The organism is Streptomyces albus subsp. chlorinus (genome assembly GCF_013302895.1).
GTDB classification, from domain to species: Bacteria; Actinomycetota; Actinomycetes; order Streptomycetales; family Streptomycetaceae; genus Streptomyces; species Streptomyces chlorinus.
The window spans coordinates 3656381-3667881 of the sequence record NZ_VJOK01000001.1 but is presented as its reverse complement, the minus strand read 5'-3'; the positions used below and the strand labels follow the sequence as shown (position 1 = coordinate 3667881).

The following is an 11501-nucleotide window of genomic DNA, read 5'->3' as shown; positions in this document are numbered from 1 at the left end:
TCGCCCTTCCCGGTGGACCGTCCGCCGCCGGTTCCACCGCCGCCGGTTCGCTCCCCGCTGGTTCCCCCTCCGCCGGTGCCGTTCCCGCCGGGGCCGTCCCCGCCGCGCCGCTGCCGAGACGGCGGCACGCCGCGCCGACTCCGCCCGCGGTGCCCTCCGTGCCCTCGGCCGTCTCCGCCGCGATCACGGCGCGCTCCGGCGGTGGCGACAGCGAGGAGCACGCGCGGGAGATCTCCGCCTGGCGGCGCGAGGCCGAGCGGGCGCTGGCCGAGGCGCGGCGGCGTGGGGCCGAGGCGGGCGGCGAGCGCGAACCCTCGGGATTCCAGGGGTGGTTCGGCTGACCGGGCGCGCCCGGCGGCGGACGCCGGGGCGCCCTCGTCACGTCCCGAGGTCGGGCGCGAGCAGGGCGCGGATGCCCTCGATGTTGGCGGCGAGATAGGCCCGGAGCGTCGGCGGGACGACCTCGACCGAGGTGAGGCCCTCCGGGGTGAACGGGAGCCGTACGATCTCGTACTCGCCGCACGGGTCCTCCACCTCCGGTCCGTGGCGTAGGCGGGGGTTCATGGACAGGAGCCGGCACACGAAGAAGTGCTGGACCTTCACTCCGCCCGGTGTCTCCTCCGGGTCACTGACCGTGTCCACGAACGCGGGGACGACATCGGTGACCCGGGCCCCCAGCTCCTCGTCCACCTCGCGGTGCAGTGCCTCCACCACGGTGCGGTCCACCCCGGGCTCGACGCCGCCGCCAGGGGTGATCCAGTACGGTTCGCGGCCGGGTTTGACGCGTTTGATGAGGACGATCTCGCCCGGACCCCGGTCGTCCGTCAGATCGAGGAGGATGGCGCGGGCGGTCCGCTTGACCACCGGTCGTTGGACGAACATGCAGGAGGTCTGGCCCGTGGCGGTGCGGGCGAAACCCTCCGCTTTGGTAACGGTCCGTATCGAGCCGGAATTTCCCGCGAGGGTCCGCTACCGATACGTGACTGGACACTGACGCTCGGTCAACTACCCTTGTTGTCCCGCGCGGGCTCCGCGCGTAGAGCCGGGCGGTTCGTGGCAGGAGGGGGGAGCCACGAACCGTCCCCGGCTCCCCGCTCCCGCGGTTCAGCCGCTCACCGCGCCCGCGGCGGACCCACCCCCGGCCCGGTCTCGGCCGCGGTGACCCGCCGCCCATGCCAGTGCCAGGCCCACTCCGCCCAGCGCGGCGGCGACGCCCAGGGGCGCGGTGTAGCCGGCGTCCGCGGACAGTGCGGTACCGGCCAGAAGGGGGCCACCGGCGTTACCGACGTTGAAGGCGGAGATGTTGGCGGCGGAGGCGAGGTTGTCGGCGCCGCGCGCGGTGGCCAGTACCGACGTCTGCAGGGGCGGGATGACGGCGGCGCCGACCAACCCGAACAGCAGGAATCCGATGACCGCCGCCGGTTTGCTGTGCACCGCCGCCAACAACAGCAGGGACATCACCGAGACGGCGGCGAGGGCCCCGTACAACGTGGGCTTCAGCGCCCTGTCGGCCAGCCGCCCGGACAGCGGCGTACCGACCACCATGCCGACGCCCACCAGGACCAGCATCAGCGGCACGGTACGCGCGCTGAATCCGGTCACCTCGGTCAGCAGTGGCGCCACGTAGGTCAGGACGGCCAGGAAGGGTGCCCAGCCGAAGGCCGTCGCGGCCAGTGTCAGCCAGACTCGGCCGCACCGGAAGGCGGACAGTTCGCGGCGCAGGCCGGCACCCGGCACGGCGGGCTCGTACGGCAGGAACACGGCGAGTGCGAGGAACAGGGCGGTCCCGATGGCGGTCACCGCCCAGAAGGTGGCCCGCCAGCCGCATTCCTGCCCGAGGGCGGTGCCACCGGGCACGCCCAGGACATTGGCGAGGCTGAGCCCCATGAAGACGGCGGCGATGGCGCGGGCCTTCCGCTCCGGCGCCACAAGCCCGGCGGCCACGACAGAGGCGATCCCGACGTACGCCCCGCCGGCCAGGGCGGACAGCACCCGGCCGGCCAGCAGGACGGCGAAGCCTGGCGCGAGGGCGCTGACCAGACTGGCCACGATGAACACGCCGACCAGCCACAGCAGCATCCGCTTGTGGGCGACCCGGGTGCTGAGCGCGGTGAGCAACGGTGCCCCGACGACCATTCCCAGTGCGTACCCCGACACCAGCAGTCCGGCTGTCGGAAGCGGTACCCGGAGGTCGCGGGCGACCTCGGGCAGCAGACCGGCGATGACCACCTCGGTGGTGCCGACGGCGAACGCACCGAGTGCGAGGGCGAGAAGCGCGGCGGCCGACGGACGGGCCGGGGGCCGTGGCGGGGCCGTCCGGGCCGCCTCTTGATGCCGGAGGACGGCGGCCGGGACGCGGGAATCGGCCGAATCGACAGAAAGATCACTGGACATGGGACCAGGCTGGCGCCCGCGCCGGTGCGGATCAGCCCCCGATCCCGTAACGACCGGTAAGCCTGGCTTACCGGTCCCGGCAGGCCGACGGCGGCTCCGCTGCTTCCCGCACCGTCTTCTCTATCCGTCTCCGCGCTCTTTCCACCGCGACCTCCGCGAACGCCCGCACCCGTGCGGTCTCCCCCGTCGTCCGCCACACCAGCCCGTACTCGAACGGTTCGGCGTCCCGGAACGGCACATAGGTGACGCCCCGCGGCGCGAAGTAGGCGGCAACGTCGGCGCCCACGGGGGAGATGCCATGGCCGGCGCCGACCATGGCGAGGGTTTCCTGCTGCGTCGAGGCCGACCGGCCGCGCGGGACCGGCCGCCCTTCCGGTGTACGGGAGGGGGCGAGGTGCTCCTGCCAGTAACCGGGAACGTGCCCGGTGCAGGCGAACACCCGGTCCCGGGCCAGGTCCTCGACGGACACCGTGTCCTGCTTGGCGAGCACGTGGTTGGCCGGTACCGCCAGCATCCGCGGCACCCGCAACACCACTGGGCCGCGCACCAGATCCGGTTCGTCCACCGGGAACTGGGTGACCAGCAACTCCGCCTCGCCCTCCCGCAACGGATCGAACATGCACTTGACCTGTGTCTCGTGGATGCGCACAGCGACCGCCGGGTACCTGCGGGCGAAGGCGTCGATCGCCTCCATGACGAACTCCCCGGCCGCATGGCCGAGGTAGCCCACCGTGAGGCTGCCCTCGATCCCCTTGGCGGCGGCCTGTGCCGTGGCCAGACCGCGCGTGATGGCGCGGTAGCCGGGCTCGATGTCGTCGAGGAGGCGCCGGCCGAGCGGGGTGAGCCGCACCCGTCGGCTGGTGCGCTCGAAGAGCGGCGCCCCGACGCGGCGCTCCAGGTGCTGGATCGTCTGGCTCACCCGGGCCCTGGTGACCCGCAGCCGCTCTGCCGTACGGCCGAAGTGCAGCTCCTCGGCCAGGATCACAAAGCTCTCGATCTCCAGTCTCTCCAGCACCTGGCTCACGCTAACCGTGGCCCGCCCCGGACGTCGAGGCGGCGGCGGGCCGGTCCCGACGACGGTCCGGGGGGCCGTCGGAACGAGGAGCGTCAGTCCGCCAGGGGCAGGTAGACCCGGTTGCCCGCCGCCGCGAACTCCTTCGACTTCTGCAGCATCCCCGCCTCGATCTCCTCGGCGGACGCGCCCTCTTCACCGCCGAACTGCTCCGTGATGCTCCTGCTGATCTTCATCGAGCAGAACTTCGGGCCGCACATGGAGCAGAAGTGCGCGGTCTTGGCGGGTTCGGCCGGCAGCGTCTCGTCGTGGAACGAGCGGGCCGTGTCCGGGTCGAGGGCCAGGTTGAACTGGTCCTCCCAGCGGAACTCGAAGCGGGCGTCGGACAGCGCGTCGTCCCACTCCCGCACGCCGGGGTGGCCCTTGGCCAGGTCGGCGGCGTGGGCGGCGATCTTGTAGGTGATCACGCCCGTCTTGACGTCGTCCTTGTCGGGCAGCCCCAGGTGCTCCTTGGGGGTGACGTAGCAGAGCATCGCGGTGCCCCACCAGCCGATCATCGCGGCGCCGATGCCGCTGGTGATGTGGTCGTACCCCGGGGCGATGTCCGTGGTGAGGGGGCCCAGCGTGTAGAACGGGGCCTCCTCGCAGACCTCCTGCTGGCGGTCGACATTCTCCTTGATCTTGTGCATGGGCACATGGCCCGGACCCTCGATCATGGTCTGCACGTCGTGCGCCTTGGCGATGCGGTTCAGCTCGCCGAGGGTGTCCAACTCGGCCATCTGCGCGGCATCGTTGGCGTCCGCGACGGAGCCGGGACGCAGGCCGTCGCCGAGCGAGAACGTCACGTCGTAGGTGCGCAGGATCTCGCACAGCTCGCTGAAGTGCTCGTACAGGAAGCTCTCCTTGTGGTGCGCCAGGCACCACGCGGCCATGATCGAGCCGCCGCGCGAGACGATGCCCGTCTTGCGCCGTGCCGTCAGCGGCACGTACCGCAGCAGCACGCCCGCGTGCACCGTCATGTAGTCGACACCCTGCTCGCACTGCTCGATGACGGTGTCCTTGTAGACCTCCCAGGACAGCTCCTCCGCCTTGCCGTCCACCTTCTCCAGCGCCTGGTAGAGCGGCACCGTGCCGATGGGCACGGGGGAGTTGCGCAGCACCCACTCGCGGGTGGTGTGGATGTTGCGGCCGGTGGAGAGGTCCATGACGGTGTCGGCGCCCCAGCGGGTCGCCCACGTCATCTTCTCCACCTCCTCCTCGATGGAGGAGGTCACGGCCGAGTTGCCGATGTTGGCGTTGACCTTCACCAGGAAGTTCTTCCCGATGACCATCGGCTCGGTCTCGGGGTGGTTGACGTTGGCGGGCAGGACGGCGCGGCCCGCGGCGATCTCGTCCCGGACGAACTCGGCACTCAGGTTCTCGCGGAGCGCGACGAACTCCATCTCCGGGGTGATCTCGCCCCGCTTCGCGTAGGCGAGCTGGGTGACGGAGGCGCCGTCCCGGCCGCGGCGGGGCTGGCGTGGCCGGCCCGGGAAGACGGCGTCCAGACCTGCCAGATCAGTCGCTCCGCTCCGGAGCAGCCCGCCGCGCGGGCTGGTGTGCTTGATCCCGTCGTCCTCGGGCCGCAGTTCGCGGCCCGCGTACTCCTCGGTGTCCCCCCTCTGGATGATCCAGTTCTCGCGCAGCGGTGCCAGGCCGCGGCGCACGTCGGTGTCGATGTTCGGGTCGGTGTACGGCCCGGAGGTGTCGTACAGCGTCACGTCCTGGCCGTTGGTGAGATGCACGCGGCGGACGGGGACCCGGATGTCCGGGCGCGGTCCTCGCAGATATCCCTTGTGCGAGCCGATGGCCTTCCCGGACACGGTGGCGTCCGGCTCGGACACGGCGGTGTCCGACGCGTTCTCGGCGCGCGCGTGTGCATCCTGCGTGGTCATGAGACCCACTCCCTACGCCGGCATTACCCGGTAACAGGTTCGGCGGTCGGCGCAGCGTCTTCCGTGGTCCCTTCCACGGAGGTCAGCGCCCTCTCAGCCCCGTGCTCGGAGCTCCCGCGATGTGCAAAGGCGTCTCTACGCTAACGGCACACGGGCCGTACTGAACACCCCGCACGGCTGTTCTTGCGATGATCGGGCGGTGACCCACTCGCACTCGCCGGACCAGACGCCGGACCAGACGCCGTATCCCCGCGGCTCCGCGCACGGCCCGCCGTCGGGCCCTCCTCCCGGCCCGCCGCCCAGTCCGCCCCCCGGCCCCGGCCCCGGCGCCGGTTCCGGTCCCGGTCCCGGCCCGGGTCCCGGCAACAACCCTGGGCACGACCACAGTCACAGCCACGTTCACGGCCACAATCACGGCCACGGCCACGGGCCGGCCGCGCCCGTCTCGCGGCACCTGCGGAAGGTCATCGCCGCCGTGCTGGTGCCGTTCGCGGTGGCGGTGCTGGCCGGCCTCGTGGTGCTGTGGCCGGGCGGCGCGCCGGGGCACCAGCACGACCACTCCGGGCTGGGATTCGACCGGCCGACCTTCGGCGCGAAGGTCACCGAACTGGCCGAGGTGGACTGCGACGAGGTCAACGTCCGCCAGCCGCCCCCGGCTTCCGGCGGCGGCACCCCGCCGCAGGGCGGCGCGCAGGGCGGGGAGGGCGGCACCGGGCACGGCGTCTGCCGCAAGGCGACGGTCGAGGTCACCGAGGGCAAGGACGCGGGCCGCACCTTCACCGAAGTGGTCCCGCCGGACGCCACCCGCACCTACGAGGTGGGGCAGAAGGTCGTCGTCGCGTACGCCGAAAAGGCGCCGCGCGACCTCCAGTACAGCGTCGTGGACACCAACCGCGACGTCCCCATGGTGCTGTTGGCCGCGGTGTTCGCACTCGTGGTGGTGCTGGTGGGGCGGATGCGCGGGGTGCTGGCGCTCGTCGGGCTCGTCATCAGCTTCGCGGTGCTGACGCTGTTCATCCTGCCCGCGATACTCCAGGGCTCCAACCCGCTGGTGGTGGCCGTGGTCGGCGGCAGCGCCATCATGCTGGCGACGCTCTACCTGTGTCACGGCCTGTCGGCCCGCACCTCGGTGGCGGTGCTGGGCACGCTGGTCTCCCTGCTGCTGATCGGGCTGCTCGGCTCGCTGTTCATCGACTGGGCCCAGCTGACCGGCAACACCGACGACCAGACGGGGCTGGTGCACGGCCTCTACCCCGGCATCGAGATCCGCGGCCTGCTGCTGGCCGGGGTACTGATCGGTTCCCTCGGCGTGCTGGACGACGTGACGGTCACCCAGACCTCGGCCGTGTGGGAGCTGAGGGAGGCGGACCCGGGGGCGAGTTGGACCAAGATCTACCGCTCAGCCATGCGGATCGGCCGCGACCACATCGCGTCCGTGGTCAACACGCTGGTGCTGGCCTACGCGGGTGCCTCGCTGCCGTTGCTGCTGCTGTTCTCCATCGCCCGCAGCGATGTGACGATGGTGGCCACCAGCGAGGTGGTGGCCGAGGAGATCATCCGCACCCTGGTCGGCTCGATCGGCCTGGTCGCCTCCGTCCCGGTGACGACCCTGCTGGCGGCACTGGTCGTCGCGGCGGACCGCCGGCGCCCCGCCGCCGGGGGCGGGACGGGACCCGGCGGCATGGCCGGTGCCGGGGGCGTGGCCGGGACCGGAGGCGTGGCCGGTGCCGGTGCCGGGATCGGTACCGGCACCCGGGCACCCGCCCCGGCGGTGCCCGCGCCCGGCCGGCGCGGTGGCCGCCGCCGCAAGCCGAAGTGAGGCGAGGGCGGCGGCTCCACCGGGCGCGGAGCGGGAGCTACCAGTCGCGGAGCGGGAGCTACCAGTCGCTGCGCGACGAGGAGTCGCCGGCCTTGAAGCGGCGGACGAGGTAGACGACGCCGCCGACCAGGGCGGCGAAGATCAGCACCTTGAACAGGAGGCCGACGAGGAAGCCGACCACGCTGGCGATGAGGCCGCCGAAGACGGCCAGCGCGATCACCGGTATGACGATCCATGTGACCCACCAGGGCAGGCCGGTGAGGGTGCCTTTCGCGTCCATGACTTGTGCTCCGTCTCTGGGGTTGTCCGAAGGCTTCTGGTGCCCTCCGGCTTCGATGCTAGGGCGGGCCGCAAGCGGATGGGGCTGGTGAGGCCCCGGTCGTCCCCTGAACCCGACCCTGAGACAACCCTGACGCGCGCCCGGCGCCCGTCCGCCCGCCGGCCCGGCCCTCCGGCGGGGAGAGCACGCCGCTCGGCACCCCGGCGGGGAGAGCACACCGCCCGGCCCCGGCGGCGGGACCACGCCGCTCAGTCCTCCGGCGGGGAGAACACCACGAGGACCCGCAGGTCCTCGGAGATGTGGTGGAACCGGTGCGGCACCCCGGCCGGTACGTAGACGACGCTGCCCCGCGCGACCTGCGTCGTCTCCTCCCCGACGGTGAGCGAGGCGCGCCCGCTGGCGACGAAGTACACCTCGTCCTGGTCGTGCGGCCGCTGCGGGTCGGCCGCGCCGGCGTCCAGCGCGTACAGGCCGGCCGACATGTTCCGCTCCCGCAGGAACCGCAGGTAGGCGCCGTCGTTCGCGGCGCGCTCCGCCTCCAGTTCCTCCAGCCGGAATGCCTTCACCGCTGTCCCTCTCCCTCCACAGCTCCGCTTCAGCGACGATCTGCAACGATCGGGGTATGGCGAACTTCCTCATCAAGACGCTGGCCAACGCCGCGGCGCTCGCCGTGGCGACCTGGCTGCTCAGCGACATCGAGCTGACCGGCGGGTCCGGAGGCGAGAAGGCGCTGACGCTGCTCGTCGTCGCCCTGATCTTCGGCGTCGTCAACGTCGTGGTCAAGCCGGTGGTCAAGCTGCTCTCCCTGCCGCTGCTGGTGCTCACGCTCGGCCTGTTCACCCTGGTGATCAACGCGCTGATGCTGATGCTGACCTCCTGGGTCGCGGACAAGCTGGACGTCAGCTTCCACGTGGACGGGTTCGGTACCGCGTTCCTGGGCGGCCTCATCGTCTCGGTCGTCGCCTGGGCGCTGCACATGGCGCTGGACCGGGAGTGAGCCGGATGTCCCCTGCCTCCCGCACGACGTACCGCGTGTGTTTCGTGTGCACCGGCAACATCTGCCGCTCCCCCATGGCCGAGGCCGTCTTCCGCGCCCGGGTGCGGGAGGCGGGGCTGGACGCCCTGGTGGAGGTCGGCAGCGCGGGCACCGGCAGCTGGCATCTGGGGGAGCCGGCCGATCCGCGCACGGCGGCCGTGCTGGAGGCGGCGGGCTACCCGCTCACCCACACCGCGCGGTGCTTCGAGCCGGACTGGTTCGCGCGCACCGACCTGGTCGTGGCCCTCGACGAGGGACACGCGGCCGAACTGCGCGCCCTCGCCCGCAACAGCACCGAGGCGGCCAAGGTGCGGCTGCTGCGCTCCTACGACCCCGAGGCCGACCCCGCCGAGATGAGCGTGCCCGACCCGTACTACGGCGGTGAGCGCGGCTTCGCCGCGTGCCTGGAGATGGTGGAGGCGGCCGTGCCCGGACTGCTCTGTGAAGTCGCCGCCGCGCTCGGGGCGCGGGAGGCCGGCTGATGAGCGCGGCGCCGCCCCCGGCGGTCGCCCGCACGGCCGCGCTGCTGGGACGCCCCGCCCTCTCGGCCACCCCCGTGGGCGGCGGCTCCATCTGCGACGCCTACCGGGTGGAGCTGGGCGACGGCGGTACGCGCGGTGGGCCCGCCACCGTCTTCACCAAGGCGCTGGACGCCGCGCCCGCCGACTTCTTCGCCGCCGAGGCCGCGGGCCTGGCACGGCTGCGCGCGACCGGGACGGTCCCGGTGCCCGAGGTGTACGCGGCCGAGCGCGACGTGCTCGTCCTGGAGTGGATCGAGCCGGGCACCCCCGACCGTGCGGCGGCCGAGCGGTTCGGCCGCGGGCTGGCCGCCCTGCACGAGAGCCCCGCGCCCTCCTGGGGCACGCCGGGCGAGCCCTGCTATCTGGGCCCGCTGCCGCTGACCTCGCCCCGCGCCCCGGTCGCGGACCCGGCCGCCTGGCCCCGCTTCCACGCCGAGCACCGGCTGCTGCCGCTGCTGCGGGCTGCCGTGGACAGCGGGCACCTCTCTCCGCGCGACGCCCGGGACGTCGAGCTGCTGTGCGATCGGCTGGACGACGAGGCCGTCTCCGGGCCGCCGCAGCCACCCGCCGTCATCCACGGCGACCTGTGGTCGGGCAACGTCCACTGGACGACGGACGGCCGGGCCGTGCTGATCGACCCGGCGGCCCAGGGCGGCCACCCCGAGACGGACCTGGCGATGCTCCAGCTGTTCGGCTGCCCCGAACTGCCCCGCGTCCTGGCCGCGTACGAGGAGGTCCGGCCCCTCCCCGGCAGGCAGGCGCGGGTGCCGTTGCACCAGTTGCAGCACCTGCTCGTGCACGCCGTCCTCTTCGGCGGCGGTTACGGTGCTCAAAGCGGCGCAGCCGCCCGCGCGGCGCTGGGCTAGCGCCGGCCGGGTGCGCGGCGCCGGGCCGGGCGAGCGGCGCCGGGCCGGTTCCCGGCCGGGCGAGCGCCCGGGAACCGTGGCACGAGCAAGGGAGGCAGCATGACCGCACCGGACGACCCGCCCCTCACCGGCCCCGGCCGGGACCACGGGCCGGCCGACGACGCCGACGGCACCCGTGTCGTGCGCGCCGGGCTCCCCGCCGAGGAGCCGTACGAGCCGCCGCTGCCCGGCCCGGTCTTCGCCGCGCACTACCACCTGCCGGGCGAGGTGGAGGACGCGCCGTACGCGTACGGGCGGGACGCCAACCCGACCTGGACCCGCCTGGAGCGGGCCATCGCCGAACTGGAGTCGCCCGAGGATACGGACGCGGAGGCCGTCGTCTTCTCCTCCGGCATGGGCGCCATCTCCGCCGTGCTGCTCTCCCTGGCGCGCCCCGGCCGCACGGTGGTGCTGCCCTCGGACGGGTACAACCTGCTGGCCGCGCTCCGCGACCGGCTGGAAGGCTTCGGCGTCCGGGTCCGTACGGCCCCCACGGGCGGGAACGCGCAGCGGCACGAGCTGGAGGGCGCGAGCCTGCTGTGGCTGGAGACCCCCTCCAACCCCGGCCTGGACGTGTGCGACATCCGCGAGCTGGCGCGCCTGGCGCACGAGCAGGGCGCGCTCGTCGCCGTCGACAACACCCTGGCCACCCCGCTCGGCCAGCGCCCGCTCCTGCTGGGCGCCGACATCTCGGTGGCCAGCGGCACCAAGGCGCTGACCGGCCACGGCGACGTCCTCCTCGGCTACGTCGCCACCCGGAACCGCGAGGTGGCCGAGGCGGTGCGGGGCTGGCGCAAGACGGTCGGCGCGATCCCCGGCCCCATGGAGGCGTGGCTCGCGCACCGTTCGCTGGCGACCCTCGACGTACGGGGGCAGCGGCAGGCCGGCAACGCGCTGGCCGTCGCCGAGGCGCTCGCCGCGCGCCCCGAGGTGAGCGACGTCCGCCACCCCGGACTCCCCGGCGACCCCGCGCACGCGCTGGCGTCCCGTCAGATGAGCCGCTACGGCTGCGTGGTCTCCTTCACCCTGCCCGACCAGGCGTACGCCAACCGCTTCCTGGCCCACCTGCGGCTGGTGAGCGACGCCACCAGCTTCGGCGGCGTCCGCTCCACGGCCGAACGCCGGGGCCGCTGGGGCGGCGACCCGGTGCCGGAGGGCTTCGTGCGGCTCTCGGTCGGGGTGGAGGACAGCGCCGACCTGGTCGCGGACATCCGCCGCGCCCTGGACGCGGCGGCCCCGACCCCTTCCTGACCCGACCCCCTCCTGACCCGACCGCCAGCCATGAGGGCCGCGCCCTCCGTCCGCGCGGGTCCGGCCCTGGTGCGGGTCCGACCTGGCGTACGGGGCCTGTCCGGGGTGGGGTCCTGGTCCGGTGCGCGGGTGCGGCGGTACGCCCTGCGGTGGGGCGCGGTGGGGCGGCCGGGTTCAGGCCGAGGGGGTCTCCGGGCCGCCGTACTCGGGGCTGGTGTAGTCCGGGCTGCTGAAGCGGGGCCGCATGCGCGCCCCCTCGGCCTCGGCCGCCGCCGTCCCCGGCGCCCCCGGTGCCGCGCCCGCCGGGGTCTCGGACGCGAGGCGGCTGGAGAAACCGGGGTGCGAGTAG

At 73.5% G+C, this 11501-nt stretch carries 11 protein-coding genes and 1 pseudogene; 6 read left to right on the top strand and 6 right to left on the bottom strand.

What is annotated here, in order from left to right; all coding sequences use genetic code 11:
• Positions 1 to 341, top strand: a pseudogene (locus FM076_RS33150) (hypothetical protein); the annotation flags it as partial.
• Positions 342 to 378: 37 nt separating this feature from the next.
• On the opposite strand, the gene FM076_RS16300 reads toward FM076_RS33150, so the two are convergent.
• The 4 genes from FM076_RS16300 to thiC all read right to left on the bottom strand — a co-directional run bounded on the left by FM076_RS16300 (position 379) and on the right by thiC (position 5340).
• The gene (locus tag FM076_RS16300) at positions 379 to 882 is read right to left on the bottom strand and encodes an NUDIX domain-containing protein (protein WP_173871468.1); all 504 of its coding nucleotides are present in this window, start codon (positions 880 to 882) and stop codon (positions 379 to 381) included.
• A 222-nt stretch (positions 883 to 1104) separates the two neighbouring features.
• Positions 1105 to 2394 carry an MFS transporter gene (locus FM076_RS16295; protein WP_173871466.1) on the bottom strand — a complete coding sequence of 430 codons (1290 nt, stop codon included), beginning with the start codon at positions 2392 to 2394 and terminating at the stop codon, positions 1105 to 1107.
• Between the two features lie 67 nt (positions 2395 to 2461).
• On the bottom strand, positions 2462 to 3409 hold the full coding sequence (locus FM076_RS16290) for a LysR family transcriptional regulator (RefSeq protein WP_345945049.1): 948 nt from the start codon (positions 3407 to 3409) through the stop codon (positions 2462 to 2464).
• 92 nt (positions 3410 to 3501) lie between these two features.
• On the bottom strand, positions 3502 to 5340 hold the full coding sequence (gene thiC, locus FM076_RS16285; RefSeq protein ID WP_180217784.1) for a phosphomethylpyrimidine synthase ThiC: 1839 nt from the start codon (positions 5338 to 5340) through the stop codon (positions 3502 to 3504).
• 199 nt (positions 5341 to 5539) lie between these two features.
• Between thiC and FM076_RS16280 the strand changes: the two genes are divergently transcribed.
• Positions 5540 to 7159, top strand: a complete 1620-nt coding sequence (locus FM076_RS16280) for a YibE/F family protein (protein ID WP_173871465.1) — start codon at positions 5540 to 5542, stop codon at positions 7157 to 7159.
• 58 nt (positions 7160 to 7217) lie between these two features.
• Here the strand turns inward: FM076_RS16280 and FM076_RS16275 are convergent, their stop codons facing one another.
• Complete coding sequence (locus FM076_RS16275) at positions 7218 to 7439, bottom strand: DUF5326 family protein (RefSeq protein ID WP_173871463.1); 222 nt, start codon at positions 7437 to 7439, stop codon at positions 7218 to 7220.
• 248 nt (positions 7440 to 7687) lie between these two features.
• On the bottom strand, positions 7688 to 8005 hold the full coding sequence (locus FM076_RS16270) for a cupin domain-containing protein (protein ID WP_173871462.1): 318 nt from the start codon (positions 8003 to 8005) through the stop codon (positions 7688 to 7690).
• Positions 8006 to 8061: 56 nt separating this feature from the next.
• Here FM076_RS16270 and FM076_RS16265 point away from each other — a divergent pair, with 56 nt between their 5' ends.
• The 4 genes from FM076_RS16265 to FM076_RS16250 all read left to right on the top strand — a co-directional run bounded on the left by FM076_RS16265 (position 8062) and on the right by FM076_RS16250 (position 11152).
• The gene (locus FM076_RS16265; protein WP_173871460.1) at positions 8062 to 8436 is read left to right on the top strand and encodes a phage holin family protein; all 375 of its coding nucleotides are present in this window, start codon (positions 8062 to 8064) and stop codon (positions 8434 to 8436) included.
• 5 nt (positions 8437 to 8441) lie between these two features.
• Positions 8442 to 8957: a low molecular weight protein-tyrosine-phosphatase gene (locus tag FM076_RS16260; protein WP_173871458.1), complete on the top strand. Its 516-nt coding sequence runs from the start codon at positions 8442 to 8444 to the stop codon at positions 8955 to 8957.
• Positions 8957 to 9862, top strand: coding sequence for a fructosamine kinase family protein (locus FM076_RS16255; protein ID WP_173871456.1), 906 nt, complete (start codon positions 8957 to 8959; stop codon positions 9860 to 9862). The genes FM076_RS16260 and FM076_RS16255 overlap by 1 nt, the downstream gene beginning before the upstream one ends.
• 99 nt (positions 9863 to 9961) lie before the next feature.
• Positions 9962 to 11152 (top strand): cystathionine gamma-lyase, encoded by a 1191-nt coding sequence (locus FM076_RS16250; protein WP_173871454.1) that lies wholly within the window; start codon positions 9962 to 9964, stop codon positions 11150 to 11152.
• Positions 11153 to 11501: the final 349 nt, after the last annotated feature.